This window comes from Streptomyces sp. NPDC048269 (genome assembly GCF_040652395.1).
GTDB lineage: Bacteria > Actinomycetota > Actinomycetes > Streptomycetales > Streptomycetaceae > Streptomyces.
Map to the genome: position 1 here is coordinate 30,625 of NZ_JBEZLW010000003.1, position 13,208 is coordinate 43,832.

General features: G+C 75.0%; 11 protein-coding genes and 1 tRNA gene. 9 read left to right on the forward strand and 3 right to left on the reverse strand.

The annotated features are described in order from the left end of the window. Positions 1-14 precede the first annotated feature (14 nt). Positions 15-1,721: a malto-oligosyltrehalose trehalohydrolase gene (treZ, locus tag AB0D48_RS04130; protein ID WP_362390562.1), complete on the forward strand. Its 1,707-nt coding sequence runs from the start codon at positions 15-17 to the stop codon at positions 1,719-1,721. Between the two features lie 10 nt (positions 1,722-1,731). On the opposite strand, the gene AB0D48_RS04135 is transcribed toward treZ, so the two are convergent. After that, positions 1,732-2,898 (reverse strand): aminopeptidase P family protein, encoded by a 1,167-nt coding sequence (locus tag AB0D48_RS04135; RefSeq protein ID WP_362390564.1) that lies wholly within the window; start codon positions 2,896-2,898, stop codon positions 1,732-1,734. Further along, the gene (locus AB0D48_RS04140; protein ID WP_362390566.1) at positions 2,895-3,740 is read right to left on the reverse strand and encodes a LysR family transcriptional regulator; all 846 of its coding nucleotides are present in this window, start codon (positions 3,738-3,740) and stop codon (positions 2,895-2,897) included. The genes AB0D48_RS04135 and AB0D48_RS04140 overlap by 4 nt, the downstream gene beginning before the upstream one ends. Positions 3,741-3,826: 86 nt before the next feature. Here AB0D48_RS04140 and AB0D48_RS04145 point away from each other — a divergent pair, with 86 nt between their 5' ends. The 3 genes from AB0D48_RS04145 (at position 3,827) to AB0D48_RS04155 (ending at position 5,543) form a co-directional block, all read left to right on the forward strand. After that, a complete protein-coding gene (locus tag AB0D48_RS04145) occupies positions 3,827-4,609 on the forward strand; it encodes a hypothetical protein (RefSeq protein ID WP_362390568.1) in 783 nt (260 codons plus the stop codon). 74 nt (positions 4,610-4,683) lie between these two features. Beyond that, positions 4,684-4,756: transfer RNA gene (locus tag AB0D48_RS04150), tRNA-His, on the forward strand. Between the two features lie 82 nt (positions 4,757-4,838). Beyond that, positions 4,839-5,543: a hypothetical protein gene (locus AB0D48_RS04155; protein WP_362390570.1), complete on the forward strand. Its 705-nt coding sequence runs from the start codon at positions 4,839-4,841 to the stop codon at positions 5,541-5,543. On the opposite strand, the gene AB0D48_RS04160 is transcribed toward AB0D48_RS04155, so the two are convergent. Then, the gene (locus tag AB0D48_RS04160; RefSeq protein WP_362390572.1) at positions 5,530-7,590 is read right to left on the reverse strand and encodes a phosphocholine-specific phospholipase C; all 2,061 of its coding nucleotides are present in this window, start codon (positions 7,588-7,590) and stop codon (positions 5,530-5,532) included. The genes AB0D48_RS04155 and AB0D48_RS04160 overlap by 14 nt on opposite strands. A gap of 299 nt (positions 7,591-7,889) precedes the next feature. On the opposite strand from AB0D48_RS04160, the gene AB0D48_RS04165 reads away from it, so the two are divergent. From AB0D48_RS04165 to AB0D48_RS04185, 5 genes are read left to right on the forward strand one after another with little or no spacing between them, the layout of a single operon-like run. Next, complete coding sequence (locus tag AB0D48_RS04165; protein ID WP_362390574.1) at positions 7,890-8,912, forward strand: ketoacyl-ACP synthase III; 1,023 nt, start codon at positions 7,890-7,892, stop codon at positions 8,910-8,912. Continuing rightward, a complete protein-coding gene (locus tag AB0D48_RS04170; protein ID WP_362390576.1) occupies positions 8,909-9,652 on the forward strand; it encodes a glycosyltransferase family 2 protein in 744 nt (247 codons plus the stop codon). Before AB0D48_RS04165 ends, AB0D48_RS04170 begins: the two co-directional genes overlap by 4 nt. After that, complete coding sequence (locus AB0D48_RS04175) at positions 9,652-11,127, forward strand: class I adenylate-forming enzyme family protein (protein WP_362390578.1); 1,476 nt, start codon at positions 9,652-9,654, stop codon at positions 11,125-11,127. Before AB0D48_RS04170 ends, AB0D48_RS04175 begins: the two co-directional genes overlap by 1 nt. Next, a complete protein-coding gene (locus tag AB0D48_RS04180) occupies positions 11,124-12,212 on the forward strand; it encodes a cytochrome P450 (protein WP_362390580.1) in 1,089 nt (362 codons plus the stop codon). The genes AB0D48_RS04175 and AB0D48_RS04180 overlap by 4 nt, the downstream gene beginning before the upstream one ends. After that, positions 12,209-13,111 carry an NAD-dependent epimerase/dehydratase family protein gene (locus AB0D48_RS04185; RefSeq protein WP_362390582.1) on the forward strand — a complete coding sequence of 301 codons (903 nt, stop codon included), beginning with the start codon at positions 12,209-12,211 and terminating at the stop codon, positions 13,109-13,111. Before AB0D48_RS04180 ends, AB0D48_RS04185 begins: the two co-directional genes overlap by 4 nt. The last annotated feature ends 97 nt before the right edge of the window (positions 13,112-13,208 follow it).

The window sequence follows — 13,208 nt, forward strand, 5'->3', positions numbered from 1 at the left end:
CAGGTCATGTCGCCATGCGACTCGACGACGCGACGTACGAGATGGCGCGCGATCCGGAGCGGGACGGCTGGTGGACCGCGCAGGCCCCGGCCGCCGACGGCAGCCGGTACGGGTTCCTGCTGGACGGCGACGCCGCTCCACGCCCGGACCCGCGCGGCCGGCGCCTCCCGGACGGACCCGACGGCCTGTCGGCGGTGGTCGACTTCGCGGCCTTCCCCGAGCCGGGGGCCGGTGCGCCGCGCACCCCGCTCCAGGACGCCGTCCTGTACGAGCTGCACATCGGCACGTTCACCCCCGAGGGCACCTTCGACGCCGCCGCCGACCGCCTCGGGCACCTGACCGCCCTCGGCGTCACGCACGTGGAGCTGATGCCCGTCTGTCCCTTCCCCGGCCGGCACGGCTGGGGGTACGACGGGGTCGCCCCCTGGGCGGTGCACGAGCCGTACGGCGGCCCGGCCGGGCTGGCCCGCTTCACGGCGGCCGCGCACGCCGCCGGACTGGGGGTGGTGCTGGACGTGGTCCACAACCACCTCGGCCCCTCCGGCAACCACCTGCCCGCCTACGGCCCGTACTTCACCGACACGCACCACACCCCGTGGGGCGCGGCGGTGAACCTGGACGCGCCCGGCTCCGACGAGGTGCGCGCCTACCTCCTGGGCAGCGCGCTGGCCTGGCTGCGCGACTACGGCATCGACGGGCTGCGGCTGGACGCCGTGCACGCGCTGGCGGACGGGCGGGCCCTGACCTTCCTGGAGGAACTTTCCGCGGCCGTGGACGAGCTGGCGGCCGAGACGGGCCGGCCGCTGTTCCTGATCGCCGAGTCCGACCGGTGCGACCCGCGCACCACGGCCCCGCGCGCGGACGGGGGCCTGGGCCTGCACGCCCAGTGGAACGACGACTTCCACCACGCCCTGCACTGCGCCCTGACCGGCGAGTCCCAGGCGTACTACGCGGATTTCGCCGAGGCCCCGCTGTCCGCCCTCGCCAAGACCCTGACCCGGGTCTTCTTCCACGACGGGACCTGGTCCTCCTTCCGCGGCCGCACCCACGGCCGGCCGGTGGAGCGGCGCCTGACCCCGGCCCACCGCTTCCTCGGCTACACCCAGACCCACGACCAGATCGGCAACCGGGCGCTCGGCGACCGGCTCGCCGCCTCCCTCTCCCCCGGGCTGCTGGCGTGCGCCGCGACGGTGGCGCTGACCGGTCCGTTCGTGCCGATGCTGTTCATGGGCGAGGAGTGGGGCGCGGGCACCCCGTGGCAGTACTTCACCGACCACCCCGATCCGGAGCTGGCCGAGGCGGTACGGACCGGCCGGCGCCGGGAGTTCGCGGCGCACGGCTGGAAGGCCGAAGAGATCCCCGACCCGCAGGACCCGGCCACCCGGGACCGCTCCTGCCTGGACTGGGCCGAGCCCGAGCAGGCCGGGCACGCCCGCCTGCTGGCGTGGTACCGCACCCTCGTCATACTGCGCCGCACCCATCCGGACCTGCGCGACCCGGACCTGGCGGCGGTCCGGGTCGCCCACGACGAGGAGCGCCGCTGGCTCACCTTCCGGCGCGGCGACGTACGGGTGGCCGTGAACCTCTCCCCGGAGCCGGCCACGATCGCGCTCGGGCGCAACGGGGTGCGGGTGCTGGCCGCCTGGGAGCCGCTCGAACACCCGGGCCCGGACGGGCGGATCCACCTGCCGGGCGAGTCGGCGGTCGTGCTCGGCCCCTAGCCCTCCGCCGCTACTCGACGACCGCCAGCTCGCGCGGCGCGTTGTTGAAGCGCCGTGCGCCGTCCTCGGTGACGGTCACGATGTCCTCGATGCGGACGCCGAACCGGCCGGGCAGGTAGATGCCCGGCTCCACGGAGAAGCACATGCCGGGGACGAGGGGCTGTTCCTCGCCCTCGACCATGTAGGGCGGCTCGTGGGTGGTGACGCCGATGCCGTGGCCGGTGCGGTGGATGAAGCGGTCGCCGTAGCCGAACTCGGTGATCACGGCACGGGCCGCGCGGTCGACCTCCTGACAGGTGACCCCGGGCCGTACCGCCGCCACCCCCGCCTGCTGGGCCTCGCGGACGATGTCGTGGACGCGCTGCTCCTCGGCGCTCGGTTCGCCCACGTGCACGGTGCGGGAGATGTCGGAGCCGTAGCCGTAGCGCAGCCCGCCGAAGTCGAGGACCACCATGTCGCCGTGCTGGATGACCCGTTCGCCCGCCTCGTGGTGCGGGTTGGCCCCGTTGGGGCCGGAGCCGACGACGGTGAAGTCGACCTGGGAATGGCCGTGCACGCGCAGCAGGGCGGCCAGTTCGGCGGCGATCTCGGTCTCCCGCCGCCCGGCGAACGGGAGATGGAGGATCTGCGCGTAGGCGGCGTCCGCGGCCGCGCCCGCCGCCGCGAGGCATTCCAGTTCCCGTTCGTCCTTCACGGCGCGCAGCATGGGCAGGGTGTCGGTGAGTGGGACGTAGGAGGTGGTGGGCAACTCCCGTTGCAGTCCCAGGAGATGCAGCGCCCAGGTGTTGTCGCTCACCCCGAAGCGCCCGACCGCGTCCAGCAGCGGTGCGGTCACGGTGTACGGGTTCTTCCCGTCGGCCCAGTCCCGAAGGGTCAGGGCGGCGGCGCCGGGGGCCTTGGCCGCGTCGGGGGCCTCCAGGGCGGGTACGACGAGCACCGGTTCCTGTCCGGCGGCCAGCACGAGCAGGGTGAGCCGCTCGGTCTCGGCGGTGGGACGGTAGCCGGTGAGGTGCGTGAGGTCGGGACCGGGGGCGATCAGCAGTCCGGCGAGGCCCGCGTCGGCGGCGGTCTCGGCGGCCGCGGCCATCCGGGCGGCGTAGTCGTCGGCGGTGAAGGGGGCGGGGCCGGCAGCGGTGGAGGGGGCGGGGCCAACGGGGTGGCCCGTGTCATCGGTCATACGGGTGATCCTGCCGTGAGCCGCGCGGCGAGCGCAGCGGCCGCGCCGGTGGGGGCGCCGGGCGAGAGCAGTTCCGTACGGTGCACCAGGCGGGGTGCGGACAGCGGTACGGCGACCCCCTCCGCGGCGGCTTCGGCCACCCGGCGCGGCAGCAGCACCAGGCCGTGCCCGGCGGCGGAGAGGGCGCACAGGGCGAGCACGTCAGTGCCCTCGTAGCGGGCGCCGGCGCGGGCGGCGGTCAGCGGCAGGCCGACCCCGGGGGCGTCGAGCCAGCGCGCGTCGGCCAGGTCGTCCAGGCGGACGCCGACCCGCCCCGTGAAGGGGTGCCCGGCGGGCAGCAGGACGGCCAGTTCCTCCTCGCCGACGCCCGTCACGGTGAGCGGGGCCACGTCGGGCAGCCGCAGCGGATCGCTGGGCGCAGCCGGGCCGTCGACGAGCCCGAGGTCACAGCCCCCGGTGGCGATGGCGGCGGGCACCTCGGCCGGGGGCAGCACCCGCAGGGTGACCCCGGTGGCGGGCAGGGCCGCGAGCAGCCGGGGGCCGACGGCGAGCGGGGACACCGCGAGGGTGATCCGCTCGGGCGGCGCGGCGGCCAGCCGCAGGACGTCGGCCCTGGCGGCGTCGAGCCTCAACAGCAGTGGTCCGGCGTGTTCCAGCAGCCGCGCCCCGGCCGGGGTGGGTGCCACGGGCCGGCGGGTGAGCAGCTCGGTGCGCAGGTCTCCCTCCAGCGCGGCGATGTGCTGGGACACGGCCGACTGGGTGTAGCCGAGCTCGCGGGCGGCGGCGGAGAAGGAGGCGAGGCGGGCCACGGCGACGAAGGTGCGGAGCAGGTGCGGGTCCATAAGGCCAGGGTCCCATCAGGATTGCTTATCGATCCAGCAGGAACAATCGTTGGCGCTGAAGGGGGTCCGGGGATCAGGATGACGGCATGACCACCGCACCGATCGCGCGGATCGCCCTCATCGGCGACCGCTCCGCGCATGTGAAGTCCCACACGCGCATCCCGCTCCTCCTCGACGCCCTCGCCTCCCGGGACGGGCTCGTCCTCGACGCCTGCTGGATCCCCACCGGCGACGCCGGGGCCGAGGCCGCCGCCGGGACCCTGGCCCGTTTCGACGCGGTATGGGTGCTGCCCGGCAGCCCCTACGTCAGCGAGGCCGGGGTGCTGGCCGCGATCCGGGTGGCCCGGGAGGAGGGCGTCCCCTTCCTCGGCACCTGCGGCGGCTTCCAGCACGCCCTGCTGGAATACGCCCGTACGGTCTGCGGGCTCGACGGGGCCGCGCACGCCGAGAACGACCCCGGGGCCGCGGACCCGGTGATCACACCGCTGGCCTGCTCGCTCGTCGGGCACGAGGGCCTCGTGCGGGCCGAGCCGGACTCGCTCGCCGAGGCCGCGCTGGGCGCGGAGCGGTCGATGGAGCGCTACCACTGCAATTACGGACCCTCGCCCCGCCACCTGCCGGCGCTCGCCGCGCACGGGCTGCGGCTCTCGGGCCACGACGAGGACGGGCAGGTGCGCATCGCCGAGCTGCCCGGCCACCCCTTCTTCCTCGCCACCCTCTTCCAGCCGGAGCTGCACGGGGACGGGACGAGGCCGCACCCGATCGTCCGGGCCTTCGCCGCGGCCGCCGTCGCGCACGCCACCCGCCGCACGGGCGGCATCACCGGCCGGCTCGCCGCCACCCTGGCCGGCAGCCGGTCCGCCGGATAACGCGTCGCGGGACCACCCCTCTGATCGGCTATGCTGTGCTTGCACATCGAACGGGCGGTCCGCCGCCCTTCGTGGTGGGTGTAGCTCAGTTGGTAGAGCACCTGGTTGTGGTCCAGGTGGCCGCGGGTTCAAGTCCCGTCACTCACCCTGTTGATCCCGTGGGGGGTACGAGGTTTTCCTCGTACTCCCCACGGGCTTTTCGTGTGCCCGCCCGGCCTACGATCACCCCGTGGAACCGACATCGCGCACAGGGCCGCTGATCATGGGTGGTTCGTTCTCGCGGGCCGACGGCGCCGTGCACCCGCACCATCCCCGGTCGTACGAGATCGGCGACCCGGCGGAGGCCGCCGAGGTCCGGGCCCTGCAGCCGCCCCACCGCGATGACGGCGCCGACGAGTTCGCGTGCATGTGCCGGGAGGACTCGGGGCGGATGCTCATCACCCCCGAGTGGATCCGGCTGCTCGACCCGCTTTCCCCCGACGGGATCCCGGCCCGGCACCGGGCCCGGTGGGCGGCCGCGGCGCCCGAGGGGCTGCGGGCGTACGCCGAAGCCCTCGCCGCGGGCCAGGAGGAGCCGCGCCTGCCGCGCGAGGTGCCGCTCGGCGTGGTGTTCAGCTGGCTGGGCGCCGTACGGAAGGAACCCCGGGACGCGGCGTGGCTGCTCGCCGAAAGGGGTCCGTGGCGGCTGCTGGCCGGGACGCCCACCGGGGAACTGGCGTGGGCCGTGCGGGAGACGGACCGGGCCGGGCTGGAGGGCGCAGTGCGGTTCTTCGCGAGCGAGGAGTTCACCACCCGCCACCCGAAGCGGCGCCGGGTCGCGGACACCGCCCGCGACCTGCTGCTCCGGCACGCCCGCAGTCACCGCCCCAAGGACCTCCCGGTCCTGGAACGGCGGCTGCTGCGCGCACCGGAGGACCAGGTCAGACGGTCCTGATCGCCGGGTCCGATATGCCCGGGGCGCCCGTCTCCACGTGGCCGGCGAACCGGCGCAGGAAAGTGGCGTCCGCGTCGGAGACGACCTTGACGTCGTACCAGCGGCCCGTCGTGCGCAGATCCACCGTGTGGGGGACCGTGGCGCCGGGGTTGACCCTGAAGGTCTGGGCCGCGCCGCCGTAGGCGTTGGTCACCGTCAGGTTGACCGCGGCCGCGCCGGGGTTGGTCAGGGTGAGGGCCAGGTTGCCGGTGGCGTCCACGTGCCGGGCCGTGACCTCGGGGCCGGCCTTCTTCGCCGGGCCCTTCCAGGTGCGCAGGAAGCCGTTCGGGCCCCACACGGTGAGGTTGATCTGGTTGCCGGTGGAGCTGCTGGTGCTCCAGGTGTCCGAGAGGGTCTTGCCCGCCTCGACCGTGTAGGGCCAGGGGCCGTCCGTACGGTTGCCCGAGGTGCTGTGGAAGTGGGCGCCGAGGGCGGGACCGCCGGCGAAGGTCAGGGTGAACTTGCCCGTGGAGAAGGTGGCCTTGCCGTCCACGTACGGGCTGTAGCCCAGGGCGCGGGCCGGCTTGGAGCCGGCCTCCTGCTTGGGCAGGGTGCCCGTGGCCGGCGGCACCGGGTGGTAGGACGGGTGGGCGTTGTGGTCCGGCGGGATGTAGCCCGCGGTGGAGGGCAGGGCCGCGGGGGTCGCGTCCGCCTGGCTGAAGTCGAAGGCCGAGGTCAGGTCTCCGCAGACCGCGCGGCGCCACGGTGAGATGTTGGGCTCCTGCACGCCGAAGCGCTTCTCCATGAAGCGGATCACCGAGGTGTGGTCGAAGGTCTCGGAGCAGACGTAGCCGCCCTTGCTCCACGGGGAGACCACGATCATCGGAACGCGCGGGCCGAGACCGTAGGGCCCGGCCGCGTAGCCGCCGCCCCCGGCGTACAGGTCCTTGGAGACGTCCGCCGTGGACAGGCCCCAGGCCGAGGAGGCCGGCGGGTACGGCGGGACCACGTGGTCGAAGAAACCGTCGTTCTCGTCGTAGGTGATGAACAGCGCGGTCTTCGCCCATACCGCCGGGTTCGCGGTCAGCGCGTCCAGGACCTGCGAGATGTACCAGGCACCGAAGTTCACCGGCCAGTTCGGGTGCTCGCTGAAGGCCTCGGGGGCGGCGATCCAGGAGACCTGGGGCAGGGTGCCGTTCGCCACGTCGGCGCGCAGCCGGTCGAAGTAGCCGTCGCCCGCCTTGACGTTGGTGCCCGTACGGGCCTTCTCGTACAGGGCGCTGCCGGGCTGGGCGCCCCGGTAGCTGTTGAAGTACAGCAGCGAGTTGTCGCCGTAGTTGCCGCGGAAGGCGTCGCTGATCCAGCCCCACGAGCCGGCCGCGTTCAGGCCGTCGCCGATGTCCTGGTAGACCTTCCACGAGACGCCGGCCGACTCCAGGCGCTCGGGGTAGGTCTTCCAGCCGTACCCGGCCTCCTGGTTGCCGAGGACCGGTCCGCCGCCCACGCCGTCGTTGCCCGTGTAGCCGGACCACATGTAGTAGCGGTTCGGGTCGGTGGCCCCGATGAACGAGCAGTGGTAGGCGTCGCACACGGTGAAGGCGTCGGCGAGGGCGTAGTGGAACGGGATGTCGTTCCGGGTCATGTACGACATGGTGGTGGTCGTCTTGGCCGGCACCCATTTGTCGTACTTGCCGTTGTTGTACGCCTGGTGGCCGCCGGCCCAGTCGTGGTTGAGGCCCTCGACGAACTGCATCCCCAGGTCGTCGACCTGCGGGTGGAAGGGGAGGATGTCCTTCGTCCCGTTGGACTGGTGGAAGACGGACTTGCCGTTGTCCTGGAGGACCGGCCGCGGGTCGCCGAAGCCCCGTACGCCCTTCATCGTGCCGAAGTACTGGTCGAAGGACCGGTTCTCCTGCATGAGGACGACGATGTGCTCGATGTCCTGGATCGTGCCGGTGCTTCCCTGGGCGGGGATGGCCGCGGCCCGCGCGATGCTCTCGTTCAGCATCGCGGCGGCGGCGGTGCCGCCGGCGATCTGCAGGAACCTGCGGCGATTGAGTTCTGCCATGGCGTGACGACCTCTGGGGGTGAGGGGTGAGTCGAGGGGCGCCCCAAGGACAGCGGCCCAGGGGTACCGGACGGAGATCCTTGTCTGACACCTGGCCGTACAGCCGGAGAACGGAAGGGTCGCTCCCGGACGGGCCGCGCGGCTGGCGAAGACGGTAGGGGAACCGTGCGTCCGGCAACAGCCCCTGGAGTCACTCCACTTCGGGGCCGGACCGCTGACCGGGGTACTCATCCGGCCTGTGCACCGATCTGAGCATCCGTACTCAGGTCCGGGAGATGGCGGCTTGTCATCGTGTGGGCATGTCCTTTCAGCCAAGTGACCAAGGGCCGCGCGCCGGGATAACCGCCGTCGGCAGCCTGCTGCCCGAGGAGGTCCTGTCCTCGGACTCCCTCCAGCGGGAGGTGGCCCGCCGCAGCGGCCTCACCCTGCCGCCGACGCTGCTGACGCAGGCCACCGGGATCGTCTCCCGCCGCGTCGCGGGCGAGGGCGTGTACGCCTCCACGCTCGCCGTGGGCGCCGCGCGCCGGGCCCTGGACGCGGCCGGCCTGTGCCCGCTCGACATCGACCTGCTGGTCTTCGCCTCCGCCTCGCGCGACATGGTGGAGCCCGCCACCGCGCACATCGTGCAGGCGGAGCTGGGATCGCGGGCGCACGCGGTCGACGTCACCAACGCCTGCAACAGCTTCGTGAACGGGGTCGACCTCGCCCGGTCGATGGTGCTGGCCGGGCGGGCCCGGCGCGCCCTGGTGGTCACCGGTGAGACCCCGAGCCGGGCGGTGCGCAAGGATCCCGCCGACTTCGCCGAGTTCCGCAGCGGCTTCGCCGGCTACACCTTCGGCGACGCGGGGGCGGCGGTGGTCGTGGAGGCCGTGGAGCGGGGCGGGATCCTCGACGTGGACACCGAGACCCACTCCGAGCACTGGGAGGTCGGGGGCATCCCGGGCGGCGGTTCACGGCACCCGCGCGGGGACGCGTACACCTACTTCCGCGGCGACGGGCACGAACTGCGCGGTGTCTTCGAGAAGGTGGGCACCGCCGTCATCGACCGGACGCTGCACCGGACGGGGATGGACTGGGACGGCTTCGCCAGGGTGCTGGTGCACCAGGTGACGGTTCCCTACCTGGAGCGGTTCGCGGAGCTGACCGGGGTGCCCGCCGGGAAGCTGGTGGTGACCGTGCCCGAGCTCGGCAACATCGCGAGCGCGAGCATCGGGGTGCAGCTGGACCGGGTGTTCGGCGAACTGGAGCCGGGAGAAAGGGTGCTGTTCGTCGGCCTCGGCGGCGGGATCAGCATCATGACGATGGTCTGGGAGAAGTCGTGAACCGCGCGATGTGGGTGGTCGTGCCCGCGCACGAGGAGGAGGCCCGCCTCGCGCAGACGCTGCGGGCCCTTGCCGCGCAGCGGGACCGGGACTTCACCCTGCTGGTCGTCGACAATGCCTCGGCGGACCGGACGGGTGCCATCGCCCGGGAGTTCGCGGCGGGCGCGCCGTTCCCGGTCGAGGTGATCGAGGAGCCCGAGAAGGGCGTCGGCTCCGCCGTGGACACCGGTTTCCGGTACGCGATCGGGCGGGGCGCGGCCCTGCTCGCCCGCACGGACGCCGACTGCCTGCCCCGTCCGGGCTGGACGCGCGCCGCGCGGGCCGCCCTCACACAGAGCCCCGGGCTGGTGTGCGGGCGGATCACCGCCCGGCGCGACGAGCACGGCCCGCTGGGCCGGGCCGGTTTCGGCCTGCTGGTGGCGCTCGCCGCGCTCTTCGGGCGGCTGCGACCCCAGCACTCCCGCAGGAACGGCTTCAGGGCCCCGTACCGCATGCACGCCGGGAACAACATGGCGATCACCGCCGAGCTGTACCTGGCGGTCGGCGGCATGCCCAGGCGTCCCTCACCGACCGACCGGCTCTTCCTCAACGCCGTACGCCGCCACACCGACCGGATCGTCCACTGCCGGCGGATGGTCGTGGAGAACTCCACGCGACGCCTCCGGGCCTACGGGATCGCGGGCACCGCCCGCTGGTACCTCGACCAGGGCAGCGGCAGCCTCGGATCGGACCCCCGCTGATGCTCGACCGTCTCGACCACGCGCTGCGCAGCCGCCCCGAGCGGCCCGCCGTCCTCACCTCCTCCCGTACCGGCACGCCCCGGGTCCGGGCCACCCGCGGTGAACTCGCCGAGCTGTCCGACGCGTTCGCCGCAGCCCTGCACGCCCGCGGACTGCGCGCCGGGGACACCGTGGGCGTCGCCGTACGGCCCGGCCCGCGGGCCCTTGCCGTACTGCTCGCCCTGTGGCGGCTCGGGCTGCGCGGGGCCGTGCTCGACCCGGGAGCGGGGCCCGACGTGCTGCGTGCGCGGCTCGCCCTGGCCCGGCCCTCGCTGGTGCTGGCCGACGCTGCCGCGCAGGCGGTGGCGGGCTGGGCCCGGCCGCTGGCCCGCCGGGCGCATCTCGCGCTGCCGGACCTGGCCGAGCTGGGCCCGGTGGCCACCGTCGGGCGCCGGCTGCCGGGCTGCGCGCCCGCGCTGGACCTGGCGGCGCCCCGGGCCGGCGTGCCCCCGTACGGGGACCACGACGGCGACGCGGTGATCGTGTTCACTTCGGGGACCACCTCCCGGCCGCGCGCCGTGGTCCACACCCGGTCGAGCCTGGCCGCCGGGATGGACACGGTCTGCGCCCTGTTCGACGCGGCCCCGGACCGGCCCGTGCTCGGCGGCACCTTCTTCGTCCTCGTCCCCTCCCTCACCCGCGGCGCCCCCGTAGCCCTGCCGGCCCGCGACCCCCGGGTACTGGCCCGCCAGCTGCACCGGCTGGGCCCCCGGGACACCTACCTGACCCCGCCCGCGCTGCGGGACGCGCTGGGCGCGGGCGCCCGCTTCCAGGGCCGGGTCTGGACGGGCTCGGCCCCGGCCGGGGCCGGGTTGCTGGAACGGGTGCGGGCGGCGGGCGCGGCGCAGGCGTGGGGGGTGTACGCGCTCACCGAGCTGTTCCCGGCCGCCGCGGTCGAAGCGCGGGAGAAGTCCGCCTTCGACGGGCCGGGCGACCTGGTCGGCGCCCCGCTGCCCGGCGTCACGGCGAAGCCCGACGCGGACGGGCAGCTGCTGCTGTCCGGGGCCGCGGCACGCCACCGCTACCTGGGCGAGGAGCCCGACCCGTGGGTCCGTACGGGCGACCGGGCACGGCTGGACGGTGCGGGCCGGATCGTCCTCGAAGGCAGGGCCAAGGACATGGTGCTGCGCCGGGCGGAGAACATCTACCCGGGGCTGTACGAACCCGCCCTGCACGTACCGGGGGTGGAGCTGGCCCTCCTCGTCGGCATCCCGGCGGGCGAGGGCGACGAACGGCTCGTCGCCGTCGTACAACCGGGGCGGGGCGTACGTGAACCCGCCCTGCGCGCCGCGCTGTCGGGCCCGCTGCGGCGGATGGGCACCTCCCGTCCCGACGCGCTGCTGTTCGCCCGGATCCCGCTGTCGGGGCGCTCGCGCAAACCGGACCGGGCGGCGACGGCCGCGCTGGCGGCCCGCCGCCTGGGGGGATCGGCATGAGGGGCCAGGCGCGGGCCCGCAGGCGCGACCGGCGGGTCTATCTCGGTGCGCATCCGCTGCTGTTCGCCCTGCTCGCCGCCACGCGCGGGCGGCCCGTGCGCCGGCTCGGCCGGGCCTTGCTGGTGCACGACGCGGACGCCTACCGCCAGGCGCTGACCCGGCTCCCGCTCGACCGTACGGCGGCGGGGACGACGGGCGGTGCGGCGCGCTCGGCGCTGCGGGGCGGCACGGGCGTGCTGTTCGACCAGGAGGGCGCAGGGCACCGGACGGGGCGGCGCGGGCTCGCGGGCGGACTCGGGGCGGACGGGGTGGAGGAACTGCGGTCGGTGTGGCGGCCGTTGCTCGCACGCCGTCTCGCGCCGCTCGCTCACGGCGCCGAGGTGGACCTCGTCGGGTTGGCGCAGGAGCTGGCCGGGTCGGTGGTGTGCGCCCTGCTGGGTTCCGGCGCCGATCCGCGGGTGCTGGCGGAGGCGGCCGGCGAGGCCGCGGCCGCCTCCGTGCGCAGTCACCTGCCGGGTCCGCGCCGGCCGGGCGCCGAGGCCCGGGCGGCGCGCTGCGCGGAGCGGCTGCGAGAGCTGCTCGGCCCGGATGACGACGCCCTGTCGGCGATGGTGGCGGTCGCGGCCGTCAACACCACCGTCGCCGCGCTCCCCCGGGCCGTGGCCTGGTGTGCCGACGCGGACCTGTGGGTCCAGGCCGCCGACGAGGCGCTGCGCCCGGTACTGGCCGACGAGTTGCTGCGGGTGACCGCGGCCTCGCCGCTGCTGCCCCGGGTGGCCGCGGCGGACGGGACGGTCGGGGGCTGCCCGGTGCGCGGCGGCGACCGGCTCCTGCTGGTGGCCCGGCACGCCGCCCAGGCGCACCGGCGTGATCCGGACGCCCTGCGGCCGACCGGTCCGGGTACCGCCCGGCTGGTGTTCGGTGCCGGACCGCACGCCTGTCCCGGAGCCCGGCTGGCCCGCGTACAGCTGGCCGATGTGCTCGGGGCGCTGGCCCCGTACCGGCCGGTGGTGACCCGGGCCCGGGTGGACCGGCGGGCGGCGCTGCCGGGCTGGCGTTCGCTGACCGTACGGGCGGGATCGTGATCGCGGTCACGGGTGCCAGTGGCTTCTGCGGCGGGCACGTCGCGCGCGCGGCCGCGGCGGACGGGGCGCAGGTGGTGTGCCTGGGCCGCAGACCGGGCCCGGTGGGCGAACACCGCTTCTGGGACGCCGCGTCGGGCGCACCCGACCTCTCGGGTGTGGACGTCGTGGTGCACTGCGCGGCGGCGGTGGGTGATCCGGCGCCCGGCTCGCGGGCCGAGGCGGCGATGCGCGCGGTCAACGTGGACGGTACGGAGCGGCTGCTCCGGGCGGCGGGCGGGCGTCCGGTGGTCTGGGTGAGCAGTGCCAGCGTCTACGACCCGCGCCTCGGCCGGAGCCTGGTGGCCGAGGACCATCCGCGCGGCGGGCAGCTCAACGCGTACGGGCGGACCAAGGCGGCGGGCGAGGCCCTGGCGCTGGCCGCGGGCGCGGTGGTGCTGCGGCCGCGGGCCGTCTACGGGCCCGGGGACACGCAGTTGCTGCCCCGGCTGCTGTCGCGGGTCCGGGCCGGGACCCTGCTGCTGCCGGGGCCGGACGTCCGGCTGAGCCTGACGGCGGTGGAGAACCTCGCCGACGCCTGTCTGGCGGCGGCGCTCTGGCCCCCGGGCGCCTACAACGTGGCGGACGCCGAGCCGTACGGCCGCGACGAGGCCGTACGGGAGGTCCTGCGGGCCCACGGCGTGCGTGCACGGATCCGGCACCTGCCGCTGGGGGTGGCCCGTACGGCGGCCCGGGTCGCGGAGGCCCTGGCGAGCGCGGGCGCCGGCGCTGAACCGGCGCTGAGCCGCTACGCGGTGGACCAGCTCGCCCACTCGGTGGTCCTGGACACGAGCAGGGCCCGGTCCCGGGGCTGGAGCCCGGGCAGGACCCTGGAGGACCACCTCCGGTCGGTGCGGAGGTGAGCCCGCGCGCCGGGCCGGTGGCCCGGACGTGGGGGCCGGTCAGGAATTTCGGACGGTCCGGGCATGAGGGCCCTCGCGAGGTGAACAATCTGTCGAA

Excerpts from the sequence above, each read along its gene's own strand:
- AB0D48_RS04160 (WP_362390572.1), bottom strand. The coding sequence starts at position 7,590 with ATGGCAGAACTCAATCGCCGCAGGTTCCTGCAGATCGCCGGCGGCACC.
- AB0D48_RS04145 (WP_362390568.1), top strand. The coding sequence starts at position 3,827 with ATGACCACCGCACCGATCGCGCGGATCGCCCTCATCGGCGACCGCTCC.
- AB0D48_RS04140 (WP_362390566.1), bottom strand. The coding sequence starts at position 3,740 with ATGGACCCGCACCTGCTCCGCACCTTCGTCGCCGTGGCCCGCCTCGCC.
- AB0D48_RS04180 (WP_362390580.1), top strand. The coding sequence starts at position 11,124 with ATGAGGGGCCAGGCGCGGGCCCGCAGGCGCGACCGGCGGGTCTATCTC.
- treZ (WP_362390562.1), top strand. The coding sequence starts at position 15 with ATGCGACTCGACGACGCGACGTACGAGATGGCGCGCGATCCGGAGCGG.
- AB0D48_RS04135 (WP_362390564.1), bottom strand. The coding sequence starts at position 2,898 with ATGACCGATGACACGGGCCACCCCGTTGGCCCCGCCCCCTCCACCGCT.
- AB0D48_RS04175 (WP_362390578.1), top strand. The coding sequence starts at position 9,652 with ATGCTCGACCGTCTCGACCACGCGCTGCGCAGCCGCCCCGAGCGGCCC.
- AB0D48_RS04165 (WP_362390574.1), top strand. The coding sequence starts at position 7,890 with ATGTCCTTTCAGCCAAGTGACCAAGGGCCGCGCGCCGGGATAACCGCC.